The sequence below is a fragment of the Streptomyces sp. NPDC022552 genome, assembly GCF_055561875.1.
This window is the reverse complement of the sequence record NZ_JBVHGJ010000018.1, coordinates 35,335-61,486: the sequence shown is the minus strand read 5'-3', so window position 1 is coordinate 61,486 and position 26,152 is coordinate 35,335. Positions and strand designations below refer to the sequence as shown.

General features: G+C 74.0%; 15 protein-coding genes. 13 read left to right on the top strand and 2 right to left on the bottom strand.

The window, feature by feature from the left end; translation table 11 throughout:
* Positions 1–30: 30 nt before the first annotated feature.
* Genes ACZ3OF_RS32650 through ACZ3OF_RS32635 form a run of 4 tightly spaced genes read left to right on the top strand, consistent with a single transcriptional unit; the run spans position 31 to position 6,953 of the window.
* The gene (locus ACZ3OF_RS32650; RefSeq protein WP_467308410.1) at positions 31–537 is read left to right on the top strand and encodes a hypothetical protein; all 507 of its coding nucleotides are present in this window, start codon (positions 31–33) and stop codon (positions 535–537) included.
* Positions 538–544: 7 nt separating this feature from the next.
* Entirely contained in the window at positions 545–1,792 is a 1,248-nt protein-coding gene (locus tag ACZ3OF_RS32645; protein WP_467308409.1) for a Pvc16 family protein, read from the top strand.
* Entirely contained in the window at positions 1,789–3,765 is a 1,977-nt protein-coding gene (locus ACZ3OF_RS32640; protein ID WP_467308407.1) for an ATP-binding protein, read from the top strand. The genes ACZ3OF_RS32645 and ACZ3OF_RS32640 overlap by 4 nt, the downstream gene beginning before the upstream one ends.
* The gene (locus tag ACZ3OF_RS32635; RefSeq protein ID WP_467308405.1) at positions 3,762–6,953 is read left to right on the top strand and encodes an eCIS core domain-containing protein; all 3,192 of its coding nucleotides are present in this window, start codon (positions 3,762–3,764) and stop codon (positions 6,951–6,953) included. Before ACZ3OF_RS32640 ends, ACZ3OF_RS32635 begins: the two co-directional genes overlap by 4 nt.
* A gap of 117 nt (positions 6,954–7,070) precedes the next feature.
* Here ACZ3OF_RS32635 and ACZ3OF_RS32630 read toward each other — a convergent pair whose 3' ends face one another.
* Positions 7,071–7,373, bottom strand: a complete 303-nt coding sequence (locus tag ACZ3OF_RS32630; protein WP_361679248.1) for a YkvA family protein — start codon at positions 7,371–7,373, stop codon at positions 7,071–7,073.
* 183 nt (positions 7,374–7,556) lie between these two features.
* Here ACZ3OF_RS32630 and ACZ3OF_RS32625 point away from each other — a divergent pair, with 183 nt between their 5' ends.
* The 9 genes from ACZ3OF_RS32625 (at position 7,557) to ACZ3OF_RS32585 (ending at position 24,922) form a co-directional block, all read left to right on the top strand.
* On the top strand, positions 7,557–8,087 hold the full coding sequence (locus ACZ3OF_RS32625) for a class I SAM-dependent methyltransferase (protein ID WP_467308402.1): 531 nt from the start codon (positions 7,557–7,559) through the stop codon (positions 8,085–8,087).
* The gene (locus tag ACZ3OF_RS32620; RefSeq protein WP_361679254.1) at positions 8,084–8,302 is read left to right on the top strand and encodes a hypothetical protein; all 219 of its coding nucleotides are present in this window, start codon (positions 8,084–8,086) and stop codon (positions 8,300–8,302) included. The genes ACZ3OF_RS32625 and ACZ3OF_RS32620 overlap by 4 nt, the downstream gene beginning before the upstream one ends.
* A 136-nt stretch (positions 8,303–8,438) precedes the next feature.
* Positions 8,439–8,885 (top strand): hypothetical protein, encoded by a 447-nt coding sequence (locus ACZ3OF_RS32615; protein ID WP_467308400.1) that lies wholly within the window; start codon positions 8,439–8,441, stop codon positions 8,883–8,885.
* A 550-nt stretch (positions 8,886–9,435) separates the two neighbouring features.
* Positions 9,436–16,593, top strand: a complete 7,158-nt coding sequence (locus ACZ3OF_RS32610; RefSeq protein WP_467308398.1) for an SDR family oxidoreductase — start codon at positions 9,436–9,438, stop codon at positions 16,591–16,593.
* A gap of 1 nt (position 16,594) precedes the next feature.
* Positions 16,595–21,418 (top strand): beta-ketoacyl synthase N-terminal-like domain-containing protein, encoded by a 4,824-nt coding sequence (locus ACZ3OF_RS32605; protein ID WP_467308396.1) that lies wholly within the window; start codon positions 16,595–16,597, stop codon positions 21,416–21,418.
* Positions 21,415–21,747 carry an acyl carrier protein gene (locus tag ACZ3OF_RS32600; protein WP_361679265.1) on the top strand — a complete coding sequence of 111 codons (333 nt, stop codon included), beginning with the start codon at positions 21,415–21,417 and terminating at the stop codon, positions 21,745–21,747. The genes ACZ3OF_RS32605 and ACZ3OF_RS32600 overlap by 4 nt, the downstream gene beginning before the upstream one ends.
* A gap of 3 nt (positions 21,748–21,750) precedes the next feature.
* On the top strand, positions 21,751–22,629 hold the full coding sequence (locus ACZ3OF_RS32595) for an alpha/beta fold hydrolase (RefSeq protein ID WP_467308394.1): 879 nt from the start codon (positions 21,751–21,753) through the stop codon (positions 22,627–22,629).
* The gene (locus tag ACZ3OF_RS32590; RefSeq protein ID WP_361679270.1) at positions 22,626–23,837 is read left to right on the top strand and encodes a glycosyltransferase; all 1,212 of its coding nucleotides are present in this window, start codon (positions 22,626–22,628) and stop codon (positions 23,835–23,837) included. The genes ACZ3OF_RS32595 and ACZ3OF_RS32590 overlap by 4 nt, the downstream gene beginning before the upstream one ends.
* Positions 23,834–24,922, top strand: a complete 1,089-nt coding sequence (locus ACZ3OF_RS32585) for a class I SAM-dependent methyltransferase (RefSeq protein ID WP_361679272.1) — start codon at positions 23,834–23,836, stop codon at positions 24,920–24,922. Before ACZ3OF_RS32590 ends, ACZ3OF_RS32585 begins: the two co-directional genes overlap by 4 nt.
* A gap of 86 nt (positions 24,923–25,008) precedes the next feature.
* Here ACZ3OF_RS32585 and ACZ3OF_RS32580 read toward each other — a convergent pair whose 3' ends face one another.
* Positions 25,009–26,106 carry a hypothetical protein gene (locus tag ACZ3OF_RS32580; RefSeq protein ID WP_467308391.1) on the bottom strand — a complete coding sequence of 366 codons (1,098 nt, stop codon included), beginning with the start codon at positions 26,104–26,106 and terminating at the stop codon, positions 25,009–25,011.
* Positions 26,107–26,152: the final 46 nt, after the last annotated feature.

Sequence of the window (26,152 nt, the reverse complement as noted above, 5' to 3'; positions counted from 1 at the left end):
CGACCCCATCGCCGGAAGGACCCCACACCGATGCCGATCGTCGTCGTCGAGCAGGAGAAGACCGTCGCCGCCCTGGTCTCCCGACTCGTGAAGGCCAGAACGCCCAAGGCCGCCAAGGAGCAGGCCGCGCAGGCGATCCGAGAGGCAAATCCAGGCCTCGACCTCGACCGGCTGCGGCCGGGGATGATCGTGGTCGTGCCACGGCTCGACGAGGCGCGCGACCACGACCCCGACCTGGTGGACGCAGCCCTGTACGGCCTCATCGAGCAGGTCCGGCGAGAACTCGACGCGCTCGTCCTGGCCGCGCAGAGCGCCGAAACGGACGCCAAGGCCGAACTCACCGCGATGCGCGTGGTGATCGGCGACGAAGCGGTGCAGACCGCGGCCCAGCAGGACGACACACTGCAGGGCTACGTGGACGGTCTTCCCACCGCCCTCGACCAGGAAGAACAGACCGTCGCCGAGATCACCGCGAGCCTGATCAACGGCATCGAGCAGTGGTACACCGACCTCGACGACCTCAGCCCGCAGTGGTGAGCGCCCGATGAGCAACCCCCTGGCGGTCGCCGCCGTCACCGCCGCCCTCACCACCCTCGTACAGAAGGCCGTGAACGGGCTCGGGATCACCCCCGGGCCGATCGTCGCCCCCGGCCCGCTCGACAGCACCGGGGACCAGGCCCGCGTCGGCGTCCATATGTACCGGGTCACGCGCAACGCGACCCTGTCCCTCGCCGACCTGCCCACCCGCTCCTCCGCAGGCCACCTCCGGCAGAAGCCGAGGGCAGCGCTCGACCTGCACTATCTGTTCACCTTCCGCGGCGCCGACGAATGGCAGACGCAGCAGCTCCTGGCCAGGACCGCTGCCGCCCTGCACACCGTCCCGTACCTCACGGACAGCCTCCTCGCCGAGGCCGAGGCGGATCACCCCGAGATCGACGGCAGCGATCTGGCCCAGGCCGACGAGCCGGTCCGCGTCACACCCGAGGCACTCTCGACCGACGAACTCACCCGCCTGTGGGCCCTGTTCCCACCCGCGTCCTTCACCGTGACGCTCGCCGTCACCGCGGGCCCCGTACTCGTGGACGGCGACGGAGACCCCGGCGCGGTGCTCCCGGTCCGTACCCTCATCGCCGGTGCCGCCCCCTTCACCCCGCCACGCCTCGACGGCGCCGCGGGGCCCGAAGGCAGGGGCGCTCCCGTCCGGGCCGCCGCGCCCATGCCCGATCTCCATCTCCACGGACACGCCCTCTCCGCCCGCGAGGGGGAGACGAGCGAGGTGCTGGTCGACGGCGTCGTCGTCACCGGTGCCACAGCCGTGGACGACACCCATCTCATCCTCCCGTCCCCGGCCCTCGCACCCGGTCGCCGTCGGGTCGCCGTCCGCCGGAGCGGACCGCCGGCACACCCCACCCTGTCCACGACCCCTCCGGCCCAGGTGAGCCCGCCCGTCGTCATTCTGGTGGTGCCCACCCTCGGCACGGTCACCGCCACCACCGGCACGGGCCACCAGCCCGGACTGCGTACGGGAACCGTCACCGCGGCCGTCGTCCCGCCGCTCGGGCACGGCCACCGGGTCAGGCTCCTGCTCGACGCCACGACGCCCGGCTCGGCGGTGTCGCTCGCCCTCGTGGCCGAGCTTCCCCCCGGCCAACCCCCGACCGAACAGGTGGACTTCGCGGTGACCGACGCACCCGCGGGCCCGTACCGCGTGACGCTCGAGGTCGACGGCGCGCGCAGCATCCCAGGCCTGGACTCCCACGGCCTGTACGTCCTCCCGGTGGTGACCCTGTGACCCTCTCCGACACCGAACCCCGGGTCGACGCGGACGCTCGCGACCGAGCCTGGGCCCACGACAACCAGCAACACCTCGCCCTGGTGGCCGCCGCCGCGGCGGCCCGTCTCGACGCCCGCCCGGACGACGCGGACGAACCGGCCCGTGCCGCCGAGCTCCTCGCCGCCGAGGTCCGGAAGACGACAGGCCTGCCCACGGCCCTCGACCGGCTCAGCGGCCTGTTCACCCTCACCGCCTTCGAGCGGGACGTGCTGGTCGCGGCCGCCGCCCCCGAACTGGGCATGCCGACGGCGACCGGGCCGGTCACCTTCGCCCGGGCCCTGGCCGAGCTGCCGGACGCGCACTGGAGCGCCCTGCTGCCCGACGCACCGCTGCGGGGCTGGCGCCTGCTCGACCTACCGGCGCAGCTGCCGCCCACCGAGTTCGGTGGCCTCTCGCGGCTGCCCCTCGCCGTCGACGAGCGCGTCCTGCACGCCCTGTTGGGTGCCGACACGACGGACGACCGGCTGGCGGGGCGCGCCCGCCTCGTCGCTCCGGTGTGCCGACTGGCTCCCGGGCAGGGGGCCGTCGTGGCGTCCCTGGCCGCGCTGGTCCGCCCCGCGCCCGGCACGGAGGGCTGCCTGCTCACCGGCGAGGACCGGCTCACCCGCCGCCAGGCGGCGGTCGACGCCGCCGAGCGGATCGGGCTCACGGTCCTCGCCGTCGACGGCCTCGACCTGCCCGACACCGCACCCGCCATGGACACACTGACGCGATTGCTCGCCCGCGAGGCCGGGCTCGGGCCACGGCTGCTGCTCGTCGAGGGGACCGTCGAGTCCCTGCCGCGCTGCATGCGGCTCCTGACCGCGGGAGCGCCCCTCGGCGTCCCCGCCGTCCTGTCGGCCGACGAGGCACCGCTCGGCATCGACCTTCCGGTGCTGCGGCTGCCGCCCGCCTCGGCGGGCGAACGCCGGGACCTCTTCGCCGCCGCACTGCGCGACGCGCGCCTGACCGACGACCCGGCCGAACTCGCCGAGCGGCATCCGCTCACTCCGGCGGGCATCGCGCTGGCCGTGGAGCGCTCAGGACGGCTCGCCGCCGCCCACGGAGACGGCAACCCGGGAGCGGCGGGCACCTCGGCCGCCGACGTCGCGACCGCCTGCCGGGCCGTCGCCGAACGGCCGTTGCACGGCCTCGCGACCGTACGCCGCCCGGTGGCCGGGCTCGACGGGCTGGTCCTGCCCGATCAGGCGAACCGTTCGCTGCGCGCGCTCCTCGCACACGTCCGGCGGCGCCGGCGGGTGCACGGCGAATGGGGGTACGCCGAGCGCGGCCGCGGCCTCGCGGTCACCGCGCTGTTCGCCGGCCCGAGCGGCACCGGCAAGACCACGGCCGCCGAGGCGGTCGCCCACGAACTGGGCTTCGACGTCATCGCGGCGGATCTCAGCCAGGTCGTGAGCAAATACATCGGTGAGACGGAGAAGCACCTCGCCCGGCTCTTCGACGCGGCCGAGACGGGGTCCGTGCTGCTCTTCGACGAGGGCGACGCCCTCTTCGCCAAGCGCACCCAGGTACGGGACAGCCGGGACCGTTACGCCAACCTGGAGGTGTCGTACCTGCTGCAACGCCTCGAGACCTTCCGTGGCATCGCGATCCTCACCACCAACGCCCGCGAGGCGATCGACCCCGCCTTCGTCCGCCGGATGCGGTTCGTCGTGACGTTCCCCTTCCCGGACGCCGAGCAGCGTGCCCGGCTGTGGGCCGGGGCGTTCCCGCCGGGCGTCCCCACCGACGGTCTCGACCCTGCCCGGCTGGCCCAACTCGCGGTCAGCGGCGGCACCATCGCCCAGCTGGCCCTGCACGCCGCGTTCCTCGCCGCCGACGAGGGCGCACCCGTCGGCATGTGCCATGTCCTCGACGCCGCCAGGATCGAGTGCGACAAGCTCGAACGCCCCTTGGCCGCCACCGAGATCCGCGGCTGGGTCCCGTCATGACCGACATCGCGCACAGCACCGCGGCCTCGGGCCTCCAGGGACCGGGCGCGCCACTGGAACCGGGCGTGCGGGACCAGATGTCCACGAGCTACGGCCACGACTTCTCCCCGGTGCGGGTGCACGTGGGTCCCGAGGCGGAGCGGGCGACGGGCGAACTGGGTGCGCTCGCCTACACCGTGGGGAACGACGTCGTCTTCGCGCAGGGCGCGTACGATCCGCTGTCGCGCCGCGGCCGTTCCCTCATCGCCCACGAGCTGGCCCACGTCGCCCAGCACGGCGGCCACCCCTCGGCGCCGGGCTTTCTGCGCGCCCACCCGTCGGTGGCCCCGCCGGATGCCGACGCGCGCCTGGAACAGCAGGCGCACACGGCGTCCGCGTTCCATGCGCGTGGCGAGCCGTTGCCCGCCGCATGGCGGTGGGAGCGGCCCTCCGCGCCCTTCCTCGGCCGAGCCGACATGAGCTGGACCCCGCTGGAGGCCAAGGACCAGTACACCGTCGACTACGCGGACGGGCAGCGCACCGTCCGGGAGGAGCAGCGCTCTCCGGGGGACCCGGCCGGCATGATCCGCGTCAACCTGGGCACCTTCGTCGTCCCGGAGTCCAAGGGCCCGTGGAAGGAGGCGTACGACGCCGTCGCCAAGGCCCAGGGGCTCCAGGCCGTCGTCAAGATGTCCGGGAGCCGCCCGAGTTCGGGCCTCTGGGAGAAGCGGGCATCCACGAAGGAACTGCGCAGGCTGTGGCTGCTGCGGATGCAGTGGCCCAAGGACCAGGCCCCCGCATGGTGGCGGGAGGCCGGTGGAGACGCCCACGCGAAGGGCGCGGAGTTCGATCCGTACGTCAACTCCGTGCAGTCGCAGATCGACCACGTCGTCGAGCTCCAGCTCGGTGGCACCAACGTGCCCGAGAACCTGGCCCCGCACGACGGACCCGACAACGAGGACAGCGGCCGGACCATCGCCCGCCACGTGCAGCAGGCCGCCGGCTCCGTCTCGGACGCGCTGAGCGCCAAGGGACGCAAGCGGCCCGACTACGTCGTCCTGTGGTTCGGCAGCGCCGACCAGCCCAACAGGTACTCCAAGGCGGTACGGCCGCTCGATCCGCCCTTCGCGTCCCGCAAGGCCCTGTCGGCGCTCCAGGTGCACTTCACCGCCGAGGCCGACCTGAAGGCCGGGAGACGGCCCGACGCGGAGGACCTGAAGAAGTCCGCCGACGCCTGGGCGGCGTACAAGCGCTATCCCCTCGTCAGCGGACCGAGCCGGCAGGACCTGCGGGTACCGGACAAGCCGGCCGGCGACGGCCACGACGAGATCGAGACCAGTGCCGTCCCGGAGAACCGCGCCGCACGAGAACTGATCGCGGGCGTCACGCTGGAGAGACTCACGCGGCCGTCGTCGGGCAAGGGCGCGCACACCGTCACCGCGTGGATCGACTCCGACGCGCACCCGGTGCGAGGGGGCAGCCGACTGCCCATCCGCATCCCCAAGGCCGAGGACAAGCAACTCGCGCTGGACGTGAAGGACCCCTTCACGACCGGCACCCTGGCACTGCGCGGCGGGAAGCAGGAGATCCGCTTCCTCTACCCGTACCTGTCCACCGGCAGGCTCACCCTGTCCTCGACGGAGCAGGGCCTCGAAGGCCACGGGAACCTCACCCCGAGCGTTCCGCTGCTCTCCCGGGTCCCGATCACCGTGGACTGGGACCGCAGCGGCTTCCGCGGCTCGGCGCAGGCGCCCGCGGACAAGCTGTCCCTGCCGCCGTTCAAGGTCACCGAGGCCGCCCTCGCACTGAGCATCGCCCCGCAGCTCCAGGCGACCGGACATGTGGCGTTCGCCCTCGGCTCCTGGGTCACCGGACGGCTGGAGGCGGGCGTGGACCCGCAGGGGCTGTTCGCCAAGGGCCGGCTGGCCGGGCGCGTCCCCGGGCTCGACGAGGCGACCGGCGACGTGGAGTACCGCCCCGCGACCGGGCTCACCGGCTTCTTCGTCGCGCGGGCGTCGAAACCCTCCGGGCTCGTGCGCGGCGGTGAGGTGCGGCTCGACGTCGGCGGCGGCGCGTGGCGGGTCGGCGGCTGGGTCGACGTGATGCTCCCCGGCGAGAGCAACGCCCGGCTCACCGTCCGCAGGTCGGGGGACCGGATCCTCTACGGCGGAGAGGCCCTCCTGAAGGTCCCGGGCCTGCGCCCGGTGAACGTCGCGGTGACCTACGACGGCGAGCGTGTCACCGGAGGGGCCCGCACCACGTTCGCCCTGCTCGGCGCCGAGGGCGAGATCGCCCTGCGCTACCGGGAGGGACACTTCAGCGGCGACGGATCCGTCGAACTCAGACGCGGCCGTTTCGCCGGGCGGCTCGACGCGCACCTGGACGAGGACGGCCGGATCAGCGGCCGCGGCACAGGCAGCCTGACGATCCGCCCCGGTCTGGTCGGCACCGTCGGTGTCGAGTACGGCAGGGACCGGAAGCTCCGCGTCTCCGGCGAGCTGCGCTTCCCGCCGTACCGCTTCCTCGAACCGCGCGGCGCCCGCCATGAGTTGTTCCGCCACAGCCTGCCCGACATCCCGATCTTCGCGATCCCCCTCGGCATCGGGGCGGTCGGCCTGGTCGCCCGCATCGGCGGCGGTCTGGCCGTCTTCTACCGCTTCGGCCCGGGCGAGATCCGGGACATGGTCATCCGTGGCGCGTTCAACCCCCTCGAAGAGGACATGAACGCCGAACTCGCTGCGGAGGCACGCCTCGTGCTGCCCGCCGAAGCGGGACTCGAGATGTTCGTGCGCGCCGGCATCGGCGCGTCCGTGGCCATCGCCAGCGCCACCGGCGGCATCACCCTGACCGGTGGCGTTCTGCTGCGCGGAGGTCTCGACGCCAGTGCCCGGCTCGCCTACGCGAAGGGGGTCCTGAGCTTCGACACTCTGGCCCGCATCAGCGTGCAGCCGGTTCTGACTCTCCGCATCGAGGCCGACATCCTCATCGAGGCGGCCGTCGGCGGCACCTGGCGCTTCCCCTACCAGCTGGCGTCCTACTCCTACGCCACCGGCCTGGAGTTCGGTCTGATCGCCCCCTTCCACTACCAGTCCGACCAGCCACTGCGCCTCCCCGAGGCGCGGGACATCCAGTGGATCGTCCCCCAGATCGACGTGGGAGCCCTCGCGAACCGCGTGGCGAGCCAGGTCCGGTCGGGCCTCGGGTTCTAGGCCCCTGTCGTCTGCGCGGGCCCGGGCGCCGGCCTGGTCCGCCACCGACCGGGGCGCCTGCGACCGTCGTGGGGCGATGGCGCGCTCGCGAGACGTTCGAGCGAACCGGGTGACTCACTAGGCCTCGGGGCGGGTGAGCCGGTCTGGTGTATCCCCGGTCTTGGCGGCCGCCGCGTGCAGCGCCCGCAGGGCGACCAGGAGTACGCCGATGTCGTCCAGGTAGACCGGATCCGGAATCAGGTCGATGGGCGAGATCGTGTACACCACCGCCGCCCAGAACAGGGCCTTGTGCTGCAACGGGACGCCGGCGTCCTGCAGCAGTTTGCGAGCCCGGAAGACACGTACGAGCAGAACGGCCGCGAAACCCGCGACCGCGAACACGAGAACCACGGCCACGATGAGCCAGAGGGCGCTGTCCATACCTGCTCTCCTACCCCCGTGACGTCCCGCCGCGCCCATCCGTCCGCCGGGAATTGCGAGGCTTCGTGTGGCTGCCGGATGCGCTGCCTGATCTTTGTGTGTTCTGCCGGTGCGGGTGCGCTGTCGTATGCGGAGAGACTGCCGGATGTCCGGGACAGGGACACCCTACGGGAGGAGCCTGCGATGAGCGCGCAGGAGACGTACGACGAGATCGGTGAGGCGTTCGAGGGGTTCAAGGCCTTGCCGTTGGCCCGGTACGTGGAGGCGCCGAGCCTTCTCGGCATGGTCGGGGACGTCACCGGCAAGAAGGTCATCGATCTGGCCTGCGGTACCGGCTTCTACAGCCGTGAGCTGAAGCGGCGCGGCGCGGTGGACGTGTTCGGGATCGACGTTTCCGGCGAGATGATCCGCGCCGCGGAGGGCATCGAGTGGGCCGCGCCCCTGGGTGTGCGCTACGAGGTCGGCGATGTGGCCGACCTGTCGCCGGCACAGGAGGCGTTCGACGTGGCCACGGCGGTGATGTTCCTCAACTGCGCCGAGACGGTGCCCCAATTCGAGCACCTGTGCCGCAAGGTGCACGAAAACCTGAGGAGTGGCGGCGAGTTCTTCATGCTCCATCAGACCCCGGACTACGACTTCTCCGGGCCGTCGCCGCGCCCGTGCGGGTTCCTCACCGAGCTGACGGGCGAGGAGGTGGCACCGGGCCGCGGGTGAGGATCACCGCGTTGCTGGAGGGGGCGCCGATCCCCTTCACCGCCGGCCTGGCGCGCCGGGAGGTGTTCGAGACGTGTCTGACCGAGGCGGGGTTCAGCGAGATCACGTGGGTGCCGACGAAGGTGTCGCCCGCCGGCGTCGCCGCGCTTGGTGACGCGTTCTGGGCGGACTACCGCGCCAACCCGGCGTTCGAGATGCTGCGCTGCCGCGCCTGACGGCCCAGCTGCACCCGGCGCAGAGGGACCGGTGGCAAGGGGTCCGGCATCCGCAGCCGCTACGCGTGCTTCAATGCGCAGAAGCGGGACAACCTGTGGATCATCGAGAATGAACGGCTTTGAGGAGCAACGCACGATGTCCTTCGTCACCCGGCGCCTGGCCCCGGCCCTCCTCCTCCTGGAGGCGGCCTACCTGGTGCTGATGGAGGTCGCGTTCAGCGTGCTGCCCCCGGACACCGGGGAGCTGGACCACACCGAGAGCGCCGCCCTCGGCGGCGCCGCGGCGCTGCTCCTCGTCGCGGCCGTGACCGTGGCCCTGGTCGGAGCCGCGGCCCTGCTGGCCCTCCACTCCGTTCGGGAGCGCGCGCCCCGCTCCCTCGTGGTCGGCTGGACGGCCGTCGTCGCTCTGGGGCAGCTCGCCATCGCCGGGAAGGCCCTGGCCAACGCGGTCGCCCAGGACCCGGGACCGGACACCGTGATCGGGGCGCTCATGGCCGCGGTCGCGCTCTGCGTCGCCGCCGCTTGCGGCGCGGCGGCACGAACGGCGTTCCGCCCGGCGCCCCGGACGGCCGGAGCGGCCTGACCGACCCGCTGCCCCTGATACAAGGCCCCCGCTCCGCGACCGCGGAGCGGGGGCCTTGTGCCGTCGGCGCGGAGCTCGCCGAGCCGTCGAGCGTGGGCGTTCGGCGTGGTGTCGGGCGCGGAGACCGAGCTGGAGAGCTCGGTCGGCACAGCTCGGCGTGGGCCGATCCCAGAGGGGGGCGTGTGTCGTGGGTGAGAATCGGACAGAGCCACGAGCGGCGCCGTGTCCGGGGTGACCTACTGGCCAGTACTTTCGGCGTGGTCGAGCATCTGGGTGTGCTATGAATTCGCGCCCTTCATTGCCCGCGGTGTGTGGGACGCGGAGCCTTGCTTTTCGAATTGGCCGTCCTGTGGCAGCACTTCGGCCGGCGTGGAGCACGCTCCGGATCAGGGCAGCGGCGTTGACCCTTCAGTAACTTGCCGCTAGTTTCGCTGCGTCCACCGAACGGCCCGACTTCCCGTTGCGGGCCCGCGCGACCCCATGCCTTCGTTCGGCTCTTTTGTTTGACCGAAATTCATTCCCGGGCAATGCATCGCACATTCGGAGAATTATGACGTCGGCAGAGCACGTCCTGGACCTGGTCATCGGATTGACTCCTTTCGGTGAGCCCGACGCGCGGCTCGCGGCCGCCGTCACGCGCGGCGGGGGGCTCGGCGTGCTGGACCTGGGGACCGGGGACCGCGCGGCGCGGGAGGCGTGGGGCGACCTGCGCAGGTGGCTTCCCGCACGGCACGGGGTCCGCGTCGGGCCGTGGTGCCGATTACCCGTCGACAGCCTGGTGCGCGGCGGCGTGTTGCCGCACACCGTGGTCCTCGGCGCCGGAGCCGCCTGGAGGCCCGGCCATGTGCCCGACGGTGTGCGCGTACTGGCCGAGGTGACCGGTGCGGACGAGGCCCGGGCCGCCCTGGACGTGGGCGTCCACGGTCTGATCGCCCGCGGCAGCGAGTGCGGCGGGCGGATCGGCGAACTCGGCACCTTCGTCCTGCTCCAGCAGCTCCTCGACCTGGTCGGCCCCGACGGTCCGCCGGTGTGGGCCTGGGGCGGCATGGCGCCCGGCACGGCCGCCGCCGCCGTGGTGGGCGGGGCCGCAGGGGTGGTGCTCGACACCCAGCTCGCGCTCCTCGCCGAGTCGGCGGTTCCCCCGAACGTCGCGTCCGTGCTGCGCGGGACGGACGGCTCCGAGACCACCGTCCTGGCCGGCCACCGATTCCTGCGCCGCCGCGTTCCCGGGGGCCTGTCCGCGGATGACGTGTCCGGCGATCCGAAGCGAGTGGCGGCCCTCCTCGGCGGCCGGGACCCGGAGCGGCAACTGCTGCCGGTGGGCCAGGACGCTTTCCTCGCGGCCCGATTCGCCGACCGCTTCCGCGACGCCGCGGGCGCCGTCCGCGCCGTCACCGAGGCGGTGTCGGCCGCCGTCGAAGGGGACGGCGTCGCGGACCTCCTGCGTTCCGGGTCGCCCATGAGCCGCGCCCTGGGCACCCGCCTGCCGATCGCCCAGGGCCCCATGACCCGTGTCAGCGACGGCACCGACTTCGCCCGGGCGGTGTCCGACGGCGGGGGCCTGCCCTTCCTGGCCCTGGCCCTCGCCGGCCGTGACCGGTCCCACGCCCTGCTGGCCGAGGCGGGAGCCTCTCTGGCCGGCCGCCCCTGGGGCGTCGGCGTGCTCGGCTTCGCCCCCGAGGAGACCCGTACCGCCCAGCTGGAGGCCGTACGCGCCCACCGGCCCACACACGTGATCATCGCCGGAGGCCGGCCCTCGCAGGCGCGGGACCTGGAGGCCGACGGCATCAAGGCCTTCCTGCACGTACCCTCGCCCGGACTGCTGCGCCAATATCTGGAGCAGGGCGCCCGGCGGTTCGTCTTCGAGGGCGCCGAATGCGGTGGCCACGTCGGCCCCCGTAACAGCTTCCCGCTCTGGGAAGCCCAACTGGCCGTGATCGGCGACTGGATGGACCGAGCCGAAGGCGGGGCTCCGGACGGTGCCGGCGTCGAGGTGCTGTTCGCCGGCGGCGTCCACGACGCGCGCTCCGCGGCCATGGTCGCCGCCCTTGCCGCCCCTCTCTCCGCACGTGGCTGCGCGGTGGGCGTCCTGATGGGTACCGCCTATCTGTTCACCGAGGAAGCCGTCGCGTGCGGCGCCGTGCAGCCGCTCTTCCAACGGCAGGTCCTCGCCGCCGAGCGGACCGCGCTGCTGCGCACCGCCCCCGGGCACGCGACCCGCTGCGTGCCCAGCCCGTTCAGCGACGGTTTCCGCGACGCGGAGGCCGCCCTGCGCGCCGAGGGCCTCCCCGGCCGCGAGGTGTGGGAGCGGCTGGAACGCCTCAACGTCGGGAGGCTGCGCATCGCCAGCAAGGGCGTCGAACGCACCACGGCCGGAGTCCTGGCGCCCGTGGACGAGTCCCGCCAGTACGCCGAGGGGATGTTCATGGCGGGCGAGGTGGCGGTACTGCGCACCGCGACCACCACGATCGCCGCCCTGCACGCGTCCGTCACCGACGGCGCCGCCGACCTCGTCCGCCGGCGCTCGGCCCAGCTACGAGGCTGCCTCGCACCCGGTGCGGACACCGCCACGGCTCCGACGCCCGCACCCGCACCGCTCGACGTGGCGATCGTGGGCATGGCCTGCATGTTCCCGCAGGCACCGGACCTGGCCGCCTACTGGGCGCTCGTCCTCGACGGGCACGACGCCGTCACCGAAGTGCCGCCGGAGCGCTGGGACCCCGCCGTGCACCACTCCCCGGAGCCAGAGGCCGCGAGCGCCTCCAAGTGGGGCGGATTCCTGCCCCGTATCCCCTTCGACCCGCTGCGGTACGGGATCCCCCCGGCCTCGCTGGGCAGCATCGAGCCCGTACAGCTCCTCGCCCTCGAAACCGCCCGGCGCGCCCTGGAGGACGCCGGGTACGGGGAGGAGGGGCGGGCCTTCGACCGCACGCGGACCGGTGTCGTCTTCGGTGCCGAAGCGGGCAGCGACCTCGCCAACGCCGCCACCCTGCGGGCGGTGCTCCCCTCCTACTACGGTCACGTCCCCGCCGAGCTGGACGAGCAGTTGCCGCGGCTCACCGAGGACTCCTTCCCCGGCATGCTCGCCAACGTCATCTCCGGCCGGGTGGCCAACCGCCTCGACCTGCGCGGAGCCAACTACACCGTCGACGCCGCCTGCGCCTCCTCCCTGGCCGCCGTCGACGCCGCCTGCAAGGAACTGGTGGTCGGCACCAGTGACCTGATGCTGTGCGGCGGCGCCGACCTGCACAACGGCATCAACGACTACGCCCTGTTCACCTCCGTGCACGCGCTCTCGCCCACCGGCCGCTCCCGGCCCTTCGACGAGAAAGCCGACGGGATCGCCCTCGGCGAGGGCGTCGCCTGCGTCGTGCTGAAGCGCCTCGCGGACGCCGAACGCGACGGCGACCGCGTCTACGGCGTCATCAAAGGGGTCGGCAGCTCCAGCGACGGGCGCTCCCTCGGGCTGACCGCCCCGCGCCCCGAGGGCCAGCGCGCCGCTCTGGAACGCGCCTACCGCAACGCCGGAGTCTCGCCCTCGCAGGTCACCCTGGTGGAGGCGCACGGCACCGGCACCGTCGTGGGCGACCGTACGGAACTGGGCGTACTCACCGAGGTGTTCGACGAGGCGGGTGCCGAGCGCGGCGCGTGCGTCCTGGGGTCGGTGAAGTCGCAGATCGGGCACACCAAGTGCGCCGCGGGCCTGGCCGGGCTCATCAAGACCGCGCTCGCCCTGCACACCGGCGTACGACCTCCCACGCTGCATCTGGAGCGGCCGCTCTACGTAGGGAAGGAGGGCGAGTCTCCGTTCGTCTTCCACCGGGAGGCGCTGCCCTGGCCCGCCGCGCCGGAGCGGCGGTTCGCGGGCCTGAGCGCCTTCGGCTTCGGCGGGACCAACTTCCACGTCGTCCTCGCCGCGCACGGAGGCGAAGGGCCTCCGCCGGTCCACGGCAGGGATGTCTGGCCGGCGGAGCTGTTCACCTTCCGGGGCGCCACGCGCGCGGCCGCCCGCCGTGCGGTCGCCGAACTGCTCGACCTCGCCACCGCGGCCGAGGCCGGAACCGCTCCGTGGCGGCTGCGCGACCTGGCCGCCACCGCCTCGCACCGCGCGGGGCGGGCCAACGGACCCGTGCGCGCCGCGTTCGTCGCCCATGACGTGGCCGGCCTGTGCCTGCGGCTCGGGCACACGCTCGATGCCTTCGACGCCAAGGATGCCGGATCGTCCACGGCGACCGGGGCGTCCGACGGGGCCGGGGCGTCCGACGGGGCCGGGGCGGGAGATGCCCGCCTCTCCGCACGGAGTGGTGTCGCCGCGGGGGGCCGGTCGTCGACCACGCCGGGTGGCCCGCCTCTTGGCGTCCACCTCGCGGCGGAGGAGGCGGTCGACCCCGGCCTCACGGCGTTCCTGTTCCCGGGGCAGGGCAGCCAGCGCCCGGGGATGTCCGCGCATCTGTTCACGGCCTTCCCCGAGTTCGGACGCCTGCTCGACGCCGGCGGCCCCCGCGTCCCCCAGGCCCTCTATCCGCCCGCCGCCTTCGACGACGCGGCGCGGGAGCGCGCCCGGCAGGACCTGACCGACACCCGGGCGGCCCAACCTGCCCTGGGCATCGTCGAACTCGCCGCGTACGAGCTCCTGACCCGCGCCGGTGTCCACCCGGACCTGGCCGCCGGCCACAGCTACGGCGAGCTGGTCGCCCTGTGTGCGGCAGGTGTCCTCGACCCCGACGCCCTGCCCGGTCTCAGCGCCGCGCGCGCCGCGGCCGTCCTCGGTGCGGCCGGCGACGATCCCGGTGCCATGGCCGCCGTCGCCGCCACCCCCGTGGAGATCCAGGCCGCTCTCGGCAAGTCGCTGCCGGACGGCCTTGTCGTCGCCAACCACAACGCTCCCCGGCAGAGCGTCCTGTCCGGCCCGACGGCCGCCGTCGAGGCGGCGCTGGGGCGGCTGCGCGACGCCGGTCACGGCGCGAAGCGGCTGCCGGTCGCGTGCGCCTTCCACAGCCCGCTGCTCGCCGCCGCCGGTCCGGCCTTCCGCCGGGTCCTGGAGCAACAGCCGCTGAGATCACCGGAGTTCCCCGTTTGGGCGAACCGCACCGCCCGCCCCTACGGGCTCGATCCCGACGCCGTACGCGACGAACTCGCCGCCCAGATCGGCGCACCCGTTCGCTTCGTGCAGCAGATCGAGGCGATGTACGAGGCCGGCGCGCGCACCTTCGTCGAGGTGGGGCCCGGCAGCGTCCTGACCCGGCTCGTCGCCGACATCCTCGGCGGGCGCCCGCACCGTGTCGTGGCCTGCGAGCCACGAGCCGACAGCGGCCTTCCCGGCCTCCTGGAAGCTCTCGCCCGGCTCGCCGCCGCCGGGCTGCCGGTGGTGACGGACTGGATGTTCCGAGGCCGGGACGCAGTCGACATCGACATCGACCGGACATCCGCACCGCGCCGCGCAGGCTGGACGGTGGACGGACATCTCGTCCGCACCGCGTCCGGCGATCCGCTCCCCGGCGCCCTCGCGCCGGCCAGACGAGTCGTGGAGACCCCCGTGACAACGAACCCCGGTCAGCCGCCGGCCGGTGAGGCGGACGCCCTTGTCGCCGAGTTCCTCCGGACCAGCAGGGACATGATCTCGGCACAACGCGACGTCCTGCTCGCCTACTTCGGCACCGCCCCGCGGGAGAGACCCCTCGGGGGAGAGCCGACGGAACCTCACACGCCGGAAGGCCTCCCGTACGCCACGCTCGCGCCGCCCACCCCCGACTCACCACAGGCACTCACGCCTCCGGCAGCGGCCGAAAGCGCCACGGCCGAGGCTCTCACCGAGGAGGGGGTGCTGCGCACGGTCCTGGAACTGATCAGCGAGCGCACCGGCTACCCCCTGGACATGGTGGAACCCGACCTCGACCTGGAGGCCGACCTGAGCGTCGACTCCATCAAGCGCGCCGAGATCGCCGGTGAGCTGGCCAGACGGCTGGGCGGCTCCGGGGCTTCCGTCCCGGCCGCCCTGGACGACGCGGAGCTGGAGGAGCTGACCCGTGCCCGGACCGCCTCGGCGATCGCGCACTGGATGTTCGCCCGCGCCGCCGGTCTCTCCGGCGATGAAGCGACCCGCGCCGCCGATCTCTCCGGCGGAGGAACGGCCGACGCCGTCGCCGTTGCCGGTCCGGCCACCGGCCCTGCGCCGGGCGAGGCCCCGGCGCCCGACGGTGGTCCGGGAGACCGGCCCCGCATCGCCGCTCCCCGCCGCTTACGGATGCTGACGGTGCCCGCACCGGAGCCCGAGGCCGGGCCGGGGGCGGCCGGGCTCACCGGGTCGCGGTACGCGCTGCTGGGCGACGGCACCGGCGGCTTCCGCGGCATCGCGGCGGAACTGTCCGGCCGCCTGACCCGGCTCGGCGCCGAGGCGGTCGTCCTCGGGGCCGAGCAGGCTCCGGTCGAGGCGGACGGGCCCATGGACGGCGTCGTCGTCCTCTCGGCTCTCGGGGAGGACGGTGCTCCGTTCCTGCCGACCGGGTTCCCGCTCGTACGGGACGTCCTACGGCGCGGACCGAGGCGGCTGCTCCTCGCCCGCGCTGCGGCCGGGGTCAGGGCCGCCGGGGTGGACGGGCTCCTGCGGACCGCCGCTCGCGAGTACCCGGCCGTGGGTGTGCGCTGCGTCGTCCTGGACCCGGGGGCGCACGCGGCTGCCGCCGACGCGGCGGACGCCCTCCTGGCCGAACTCCTCGCGGACGATGCCCTCCCCGTCGTCCTGCGCACACAGGCCGGGCGGTTCGCTCCCGAACTGACCGCCGCGCCGCTCGGCGCGCTCGGTGCCACGGGCGCTGGTCCCTCCGGGGAGGGCGCCGCCGAGGCCCTGGCGCTGGGCCTGGACCGGGACAGCGTCGTGGTCGTCGTCGGAGGGGCCCGTGGCATCACCGCGCGGTGCGTGGGCGTCCTCGCGACCGCCTCCCGGTGCCGGATCGAGATCCTGGGGCGCACTCCGGCACCGAAGGGACCGGAGGACCCGGAGACCGCGGGGGCCCCCGACCGGGCCGCCCTGCGGGCCGTGCTCGCGGGGACCGGCCGTTACGACACCGCCGCAGCGATCGACCGCGCCGCCGACCTGATCCTCGCCCAGCGCGAGGTGACCGCGACGCTGGACGCGCTGGTCGCCGCGGGCAGCCGGGCCCGCTACCGCAGCGTGGACTGCCGGGACGCGGCCGCAGTGCTCCAGGCGGTCAAGGAGATCCATGTCGAGCACGGCCGCGTCGACGGCGTGATCCACGCCGCCGGGATCCTTGAGGACCGGCTGATGGAGGAGAAGACCCCCGAGTCGTTCGGGCGGGTCTACGGCACGAAGACCGAGAGCGCGACGGCGCTGCTCGCCGCCGTGGAACAGCTGCCCCGACCGCCGTCCTTCGCCGTGCTGTTCGGCAGCATCGCCGCCGTACTCGGCAACCGCGGCCAGGCCGACTACGCGGCCGCCAACGACGCTCTGGAAACACTCGGCGCGGCCTGGGCCGCGCGGACGGGGCAGCGTGCGCTGACGGTCCACTGGGGCCCGTGGGCGCCGTCCGAGGACCACGCGGGCATGGTCGGTCCCGAGCTGGTCCGCCACTACGCGCAGCGCGGGATCACGCTCATCGATCCGGAGGAGGGCGCCCTGGCCCTGCTGCGGGAACTCGCCTGGGGTGAGGAGACGTTCCGCTCGGTCGTCCACACCGCCGCGGAGTGGTGAGATGGGCCTCCCCGCTCACCGAGGGGCCGCGCACGCGGGCGCCGGCCACCAACCCCGCTCCCGCGAACCCTATGCGGGCGCCGCCCACGCGCCCGTCGCCATCACCGGCATGGCGGTGATGCTGCCGGGCGCCCCCGACCTGGCGACGTACTGGCACAACCTCACCGCCGGCGTCGACACGATCGGCGACGTGCCCCCAGGACGCTGGGACCGCGACTACTACCACCCGGGCAGCGCCTCCGAACCGGCCGCGGCCGACCGGGTGTACTGCCGGCGCGGCGGCTTCGTCGACGCCGTCGCGGAAGTCGACGTCACCCGGTTCGGCATCATGCCGCACTCGGTGCCCGGCACCGAGCCGGACCAGCTGATCGCCCTGCACGTCGCCGCGAACGCCCTCGCGGACGCGGGCGGCGCGGAACGGCTGCCCGACCGCGACCGGGTCGGCATCGTCCTCGGCCGAGGCGGCTACCTCACGCCCGGCCTGGTCCGCCTCGACCAGCGGGTCCGTACGGCACAGCAGCTCGTTCGCACACTCGGCGATCTCGTGCCCGGCCTGGGCGCGGATCAACTGGAGCGCGTACGGGAGGCGTTCACCGATCGCCTCGGTCCCGGCCGGCCGGAGGACGCCATCGGTCTGGTGCCCAACCTCGCCGCGTCCCGGGTCGCCAACCGTCTCGACCTGCGCGGCCCGGCGTACACGATCGACGCCGCGTGCGCCTCGTCGCTGCTCGCCGTGGACCAGGCGGTCGCCGCGCTCGTCTCCGGACGCTGTGACGTGATGCTGGCCGGGGGAGTGCACCACTGCCACGACATCACCTTGTGGAGCGTCTTCTCGCAGCTGCGCGCGCTCTCGCCCAGCGAGCGCATCCGGCCCTTCCACCGGAGCGCCGACGGCATCCTCATCGGCGAGGGCACCGGCGTGGTGGTCCTCAAGCGCCTCGCCGACGCCGAGCGCGACGGCGACCGCGTCTACGCCGTGATCCGGGGCACCGGCGTCAGCAGCGACGGCCGCACCTCGGGGCTGGTCAATCCCGACCCCGCCGGGCAGACCCGGGCGGTCCGCGCGGCGTGGCGGGCCGCCGGCCTCGATCCCGCCGAGCCGGGCTCCCTCGGCCTGCTGGAGGCCCACGGCACCGGCACGCCTGCCGGAGACGCCGCCGAACTGGCCACGCTCCGGGAGGTGTTCGGGACGCCCCCGCAGCCTTCCGGAACGGACCCGGCCGATCCTGCGGCCCCGGCGGAACCCGGGGACCGGGCGGTGATCGGCTCGGTGAAGTCCATGATCGGGCACGCGATGCCGGCGGCCGGCGTCGCGGGACTGGTCAAGGCCGCCCTCGCCGTCCACCACGGCACACTGCTGCCCACCCTGCATTGCGAGGAACCCCACCCGGCACTGGCCGCGACCCGCTTCCTCCCGCTCGCCCAGGCGGCCCCCTGGGTGAGTCCGCCCGGGCGCCCGCGCAGGGCCGCGGTGAACGCCTTCGGCTTCGGCGGCATCAACGCGCACGTCGTCCTCGAACAGGCACCCGCCGGCTCCGGCGGCCCTTCCGCCACGGCGGTACCCCACGTTGCCGCGGCCGGCCGTCCGGCCGTGGTCAGGGAGCGGGAACCCGTGCTGCTCCTGAGTGCGGCGACGCCCGAGGCGCTCGGTGCCCTGCTCGACGCCCCCGACCGGCAGACCCGGCCCGGCGACGGTGCCGCCGGTGTCGCGAGTACGGCCGGACCCGTACGGCTGGGCATCGTCGGTCCCACGCCCAAGCGGCTCGCTCTGGCCCGCCGCGTCATCGCCAAGGGCGAGGCGTGGCACGGTCGCAACGACGTCTGGTTCCGTCCCCGCCCGCTCCTCGGCGACGCCTTCCCGGGCAGGACCGCGTTCCTCTTCCCCGGCCTGGAAGGGGAGTTCGTGCCCCGCGTCGACGACATCGCCGACCACTTCGGGCTGCCCCGGCCACCGCTCGCCGCCCCGCTGCCGCACTCCGACGACCACGTCCGCGAGCCCGTCGGCGGCCTCGGCAGGCACGGGCTCGGTGTCGTCGCCGTCGGACGGCTGCTCGCCACCGCCCTGCGCCGCATCGGCGTCGTGCCCGACGCCGTCGCAGGACACAGCGTCGGCGAATGGACCGCCATGGCTGTCGGCGGACTGTACGAGGAGGCGGCCGTCGATGCCTTCATGGCCGCCCTCGACCCCGAGACGGTACGCGCCGCCGACCTCGCGTACGCCGCCGTCGGCGCCCACGCGGACCGGGTGACCCGAGTCCTGGCCGGCGGCGGGCACCCGTCCGTCGTCCTCTCCCACGACAACTCCCCGAACCAGTCGATGGTGTGCGGGCCGCCGGAGGCCGTGGAGACGTTCGCGGCCGGGTTACGCGCCGAGGGAGTCCTCGTGCGCGTCCTGCCGTTCCGCTCCGGGTTCCACACGCCGATGCTCGAACCGTGCCTGGGGCCCTTCAAGGAGGCCGCCGACGGGATGCGACTGCGGGCCCCGCACGTACCGGTCTGGTCGGGGACGACAGCGGCGCCCTTCCCCACGGAAGAGGCCGCCGTCCGCGCCCTGTTCGTCCGCCACCTCCTCGAACCGGTCCGCTTCCGCGCCCTGACCGAGGCCCTGTACGAGGAAGGCTTCCGCGTCTTCGTACAAGCAGGGCCGGGCCAGCTGGGCTCCCTCGTCGGTGACACCCTGGCCGCGCGCGACCACCTGGTCGTCGCCGCCAACTCCCCGCACCGCTCCGGGCTGGAGCAGCTCCGACGGGTGGCCACCGCGTTGTGGACGGCCGGCGCCGAGACCGACCCCCACGTTCTGGACGCACCCGGGCCCCCCGCCGTTGGCGCCCCGTCTACCGTGCGCTCCCGCGAGCCCGCTCGGGAGCGCATCCGCCTCGACCTCGGCGGCGCGCTGGTGAACCTGCCACCGGACCCCGCACTCTCGGCCGCGCTGACCCGCGATCCGGCCGCCGCCCTCGCGCCGGCCGCGTCGGTGTCACCGATGGCGGCCGAACTGACGGCCCTGCTGCGCGAGACCGCGCAGACGGCCGCGACCCTGATCTCCGCAGCGCGCGCGGCTCAGCCGTCCCCGGATTCGGTACGTCGCCCGCCACCGCAGGCCGCCGGGCCCATGGGGCCCGTGACCGCATCGCCCACCCCGTCCGTGAGGCCCGTGACCACAGCGCCCGCGCCCGCGTCGACCCCCGCGGACGCTTCCGGCGCCGTCCGGCACGAGCAGGTACGGGTCGACGTGGACCGGATGCCGTATCTGCTGGACCACTGCTTCTTCCCCCAGCGTGCCGACTGGCCCGACGTCGCCGACCGTTGGCCCGTGGCGCCCGCCACGACGATCGTGGCGCACGTGATGGAGGCGGCCGAGCGCTCCGTACCGGGCAGTGTGGCCGTGGCGGTGCACGACGCGTGTTTCGACCGGTGGCTCACGGCCGCCGACCCCGTGGACGTGCCCGTCACCGTGACGCCACGGGGGCCGGACCGGGTCGCGGTGTCGTTCGGCCCCCACGCCCGCGCGGTGGTGGAGCTGGCCGCCCGCCACCCCCAGGCGCCCCCCGCGCCGCAGGGTCCCGCCCCCGCCTCGGAGCGTGTGCCCCTGCACACCGCCGAGCAGGTCTACGACGAGCGGTGGATGTTCCACGGCCCGTCGTACCGGGGCATGACCCGGCTCTCCGCGATCGGCGACCGGCACGTCCGCGCCACGCTGACCACCCCGCCCGCACCGGGCGCCCTGCTGGACAACGTGGGGCAGGTGCTCGGCTACTGGATCATGGCGACGCACACCGAACGCACCGTGGTCTTCCCCGTGCGGATGCGGCACATGCGCTTCTTCGGCCCGCACCCGGCCCCCGGCACACCGGTGGAGTGCGTGATCCGGATCGTGTCGCTCACGGACACGGTGCTCGAAGCCGACGCGGTGCTCACCGTCTCCGGGCGGGTGTGGGCGCAGCTGACCGGCTGGCAGGACCGGCGCTTCGACAACGACCCCCACACCCGGCCCGTGGAGCGGTTCCCGGACCGCAACACCCTTTCCACGGCCCGCCCCGGCGGGTGGTCGCTGGTCTTCGAGCGCTGGCCGGACCTCGCCTCACGGGAGCTGATCATGCGCAACGCGCTGGGCGGCCCCGAACGTTCGGCGTACGCCGAGAGGCCGCCGCGGCGCCGCCGGCAGTGGCTGCTCGGCCGGATCGCGGCCAAGGACTCCGTACGCCGCCTGCTCTGGGCGGGCGGCGAGGGTCCCGTCTACCCCGCCGAACTCCTCGTCGGCAACGAGGAGTCGGGACGGCCGTACGTCACCGGACGCCACGGCCGGGAGCTCCCGCCGCTGGACGTGTCGATCGCCCACTGCGCCGAGGCCGGTGTCGCCATCGCCCGGCAGCGGCCACCGGACGCCAACGAGGGCCCGGGCGCCGCGCGGCGCGGCCTGGGCATCGACATCGAGGAGGTCGCCGACCCCGCCCTCGCGACCGTCGCCACCGTGCTCTCGCCGGCCGAACAGGAGCTGCTGGCGGCCCGGCAGACTGTCGACGGGGAAGCGGCGGCGCTGTGGTTCACCCGCTTCTGGGCGGCGAAGGAGGCCGTCGCCAAGGCCGAGGGCACCGGATTGGGCGGGCGGCCCCGCGACTTCGAGGTGACCCGCGCGGGAGCGTTCCGGCTGACCGTGACCGTGCGCACGCCGGACGCGCCGGCCCGTACGTACCGGGTGAGGTGCGAACGGGTCGCCAATCCCCCCGGGTTGCCGCCGCGCGCGTACGTCGTGGCCTGGACCACCGGCCCGGACCCGGAGCAGCCGGGGACGGGCACCATCCGTGACGAGAGGGACCAGACGTGACCACCACCCAGCCCTCCGGCTCAGAGCCCTCCCCGGCTACCGACGAGGCAGCGGTCCTCGCCGAACTGACGGGCATGATCGAACAGGTCCTGGAGGAGTACGAACTCGGCGACACCGAGGTCACGATGGAGACCAGGTTCGGCCGCGACCTCGAACTGGAGAGCATCGACCTCGTGACGCTCGCCGGACTGCTCCAGGAGCGCTACGGCAGTGCGGTCAACTTCGCCGAGTTCGTGGCCTCCATGGAGCTGGACGAGATCATCGAGCTCAGCGTGGGCCGGCTCGTCGAACACGTCTGCCTGTGCCTGAAGGCCGAGGGGCGTGACTGAGCCATGGCGATCGTCGACACCGGCGACGTCCGGCTGCACGTCCAGCGCCTGGCCGCCGCCCGCCTCTCCGCCTCCGACCAGCGCCTGGTCCGCCCCACCGCCTCCATCTTCGGAGCGGCCGCAGTCCCGGACACCACCGTCGTCCTGCTCCACGGGCTTCTCACCGACAGCCTCGCCAGCTACTACTTCACCGTCGCGCCGGCCTTCGCGGCGGCCGGCCTGGACGTGATCATGTACGACCACCGGGGCCACGGCCGCAGCGGGCGCCCGGAGCGGGGCTACACGCTCGGGGCGTTCGTCGACGACCTGGATACGCTCCTGGACCGGCTCCACGTCCGCACCCCCGTGCACCTGGTGGGCAACTCCTACGGCGGTACGGTCGCGTTCGGGTACGCGCTGCGCCGGCCCGAGCGGGTGGCCGGCATGGTGGTGATCGAGTCGGAGCCCGCCACACCGTCCTGGGCGGCCAAGCTCGCCGGGCTGCTGGAGAGGGTCCGCCACGAGATGAGCGTGAACGAAAGCGCCGCCCTCGACTGGATCGCCACCCACCACGGCGGCCACACCGCCCGGTTGGCGAAGTCGGCGGGACGGCTCGTCCGCGACACCACCCTCGCCCAGGACATCCCGGCGAGCGCGGTCCTCGACGACGACGACCTCCGCGCGATCCGCTGCCCGGTCCTCGCCCTCTACGGCGCCGACTCCGACCTCGCCGCGCAGGCACCCCGGATGCGATCACTGCTGCCGCACTGTGAGACGGAGTCGCTCCCCGGCCACCAGCACTCGGTTCTGGTGGAGGCGCCCGGCCGGGTACGCGATCTCGTCCTGGACTGGGTCGGCCGGCGCTCCCGGCCGGTCGCGGCCCGGACGGTGCGTGCCCGGTGAGCCGCTTCCTGTTCGTCGTACCGCCGCTGGTCGGACACATCAACCCGGCAGTGGGGGTCGCGGCCGCACTCACCTCCAGGGGCCACCAGGTGGCATGGGCGGGCGAGCCCGCCCTCGTGCGCCGCCTCGCGGGCCGGGACGCGGCCGTCCACCCGTGCCCGCCGGCCGGCGCCGCAGGCCCGGGATCGGAACCGGACACCGCCCGGCCGGCGGAGATACGCGGCCCGGAGGCGCTGCGCTTCCTGTGGGAGCGTTTCCTCGTCCCGCTCGCCGAGGCGATGGCCCCCGGCGTACGGCAGGCGGTCGACGACTTCCGGCCGGACGTGGTCGTCGCCGACCAACAGGCGCTTGCGGGGGCCCTCGTCGCCGAGGACCTCGGGCTGCCGTGGGCCACTTCGGCGACGACCTCGGCCGAGTTCACCGACGCGCTGGCGTCCATGCCCCATGTCGCCGCCTGGAACGCGGCCCTGCTGCGTGAGCTGCGCGCCCGGATCGGCGATCCGACGGGAAGCGGTGACCCGCGCTTCTCCCCGCACCTCGTGCTCGCCTTCAGCACACCGGAGCTGGCCGGACCCCCCGCACGGGGCGGCGGGCGGGTGCGCTGGGTCGGCCCGTCCCTGACCGCCCGGCCCTCCTCCGCCTTCCCCTGGGAGAGGCTCGATCCGGAGCGGTCGCTGGTCCTGGTCACCCTGGGCACCGCCAACCCCGACGCGGGGGCGCGTTTCCTGGACCGGGCGGCACAGGCGCTGCGGGCCCGCTCGGACCGGGTGCAGGCCGTCGTGGTCGACCCGGAAGGCACGCTCGCCACCGGACCCGAGGATCCCGAGGATGGGGGAGGGGATGTCATCGCCCTGCCCGTGGTCCCCCAGCTGGAGTTGCTCGCTCGCGCCGACGCCGTCGTCTGCCACGCGGGGCACAACACCGTGTGCGAGGCGCTGTGGCACGGCGTCCCCCTGGTGGTCGCGCCCATCCGCGACGACCAGCCGGTGGTCGCCGCGCAGGTGGCCGACGCCGGGGCAGGCGTACGGATCCGCTTCGGCCGGGCCTCCGCGGACACGATCGGCGCGGCCGTCGACACCGTCCTGCACGACCCACGCCCCAGGGCCGCGGCCCGCACGATCGCGCGGGCCTTCCGCGAAGCAGGCGGCGCCCCGGCAGCCGCCCGTCACCTGGAACGACTGGCCGACGGCCGCAAGGAGGACGCATGAGCTCCGCGTCACGCAAGGCCCGTACGCTCCAGGTGGCCGCGCTGCGCGCCGCGTACGAGAAGGAACTGGCCGACGGCACGGCCGCCTTCTTCGCACCGCGCGCCGACCTGTGCCCCTGGTGCGGCTCGACCCGGCTCGGCGAGCGCCTGCGCACCACGGACCTGCTCCAGCACAAGCCCGGCGTCTTCGTCCTCGACCGCTGCCACGACTGCGGGCACGTTTTCCAGAATCCCCGGCTGAACGAACGCGGACTCGCCTTCTACTACCGGGACTTCTACGACGGCCTCGGCGAGGAGCGCCTCGGCGGCCTGTTCGGCGGGCGCACGGCGGCCTACCACTCCCGGGCTGCCTCGGTACGGCCCTACCTCGCGGGAGCCGCCGAGTGGCTGGACGTCGGCACCGGGCACGGCCACTTCTGCGCAACCGCCCAAGTCGAGCTCCCGGCGGTGACATTCGACGGACTGGACCACTCCGAGGGTGCGGAGCTCGCCGAACGCGCAGGCCGTGTACGCGCGGGCTACCGGGGGGCGTTCCCCGCACTGGCCGGAGGCATGGCCGGCTCGTACGACGTGGTGAGCATGTTCCACTACCTGGAGCACTCCACAGACCCCCAGCGCGAGCTGGAAGCCGCACACACCGTGCTGCGGCCGGGGGGACTGCTGGTGATCGACGTACCTGATCCCGAGAGCCGGTTCGCGAGGCTGCTGGGCCGCTGGTGGCTGCCCTGGCTCCAGCCGCAGCACCTGCATCTCGCACCGGCGGCCAACCTGCGCCGCCGGCTGACCGAGACGGGCTTCACGGTCCTGGCGGAGGAACACACCGAGGCGCACGACGCGGTCGACCTGGTGGCCGCCACATGGGTCGCCCTGGACGCGTCGGCCCCTCGGGAGGACCTGCCGTGGCTGCCCAAACCGCCCAAAGCCTGGCGCCGGGCGGCGAGGACGGCCGTACTGCTCGCCGGGGTACCCCTGCTCCTGACGGCCACCACCCTGGACCGAACAGCGGCGCGCCCGCTCGCCGCCCGACTACGACTGACGAACGCCTACCGCCTGATCGCCATCCGCCAAGACGACTCGTCCGGCTGAAGACCAACCGGCGATGAGCCAGAGCCGGTCTCGCCCCGGGATCCGGCTTCACGGAGGCTCCGGAAGACGCGTAGGCGCGGGTGGGGCTACGACCGCGTCGCGGTTCCGCATCCCCCGGCCGGATCGGTGCGGTCGGCCATCGACGTGCTGCGATCGTAGGGGTCCACGACCGATCCGTTCGTCTCCGCGTCCGTGCTCGACCGGTCGAAGTCGGGGGAGAGGAAGCCGGTGACCGGGCCGCAGCCGCCGTTGGTCATGTCGACCTTGTACGAGACGAGGGAGAACGTCCCCGGCTCGGTGACGATCTTCGCGGGATCGTCCCAGCTGACGACCACCTCGCGCCGCACGATCGTCCGTACGACCTTCTCGCTGCCGGCCTCCGCACGGACGACGGGGTAGACGTACGTGACGTCCCCCGTGACCCGCACCGAGCCCCGAGGTCCTTCTTCGAAGGAGAGCCGGCCGCGGGTCTTCACCGTGTCACCGACGAGACGGGTGGTGGACGGGTCGAACCGGCTGAAGAGCAGGACGGGGTCGCTCTCCCGGTCGGGCTTGCGGAACGCGGAGCCCAGGAAGGTCCGGACGTCCTGCTGGTGAGGGTTGATCAGGGCGATCGCCCTCGCGGGATGCTTACCTTCGAGCACCTGCCGGTCCAGGTTCGACCAGGAGAGGAAGTCCCGCGTCCGCTCCAGCGCGCGCCCGACCTGGTCGCTGCTCATCCAGCCCGTCGCCTTGGGGCGCGGAATGCCGACACCCGCCGCGCCGTCCGCCCATCGCGCCGCCGGCGAGCCGAGGAACGGCTCGTCGAGCGTCGGACGGCGCGGGGTCTCCGGTGGGGGTGCCTGGTCGGGGTGCTCCGATTCCACGGCCAGCGGCTTGATGTCGCCCGCGCCGAACCAGTCGGTGAGGAGTCCGGGCGTCAGCGAGGCGGCCAGCACCGCCACCGCGGCGACCATACCGGCGACGTACCATCCCTTCCCCTTTCGGCGGGGCCGGGCCGGTGCGGACGCGCGCCACGCCGGTGGTCCGCCGACGGGCCGCCCGGGTGACTCCCGGGCACTGCTACGTTCCCGAGCCGACGGTTCCCTGGGCGCGTCCGCCGTTCCGGCCACGGAGTCCCGGAGGAACCGCTCCCACTCCTCATCGGGCACGGCAGAACCGCCCCGCCCCCCGCCCGCGCTCACTCCGCACTCCTCGCTCTTCGAGATCCGGATTCCCCATGATCGTGCA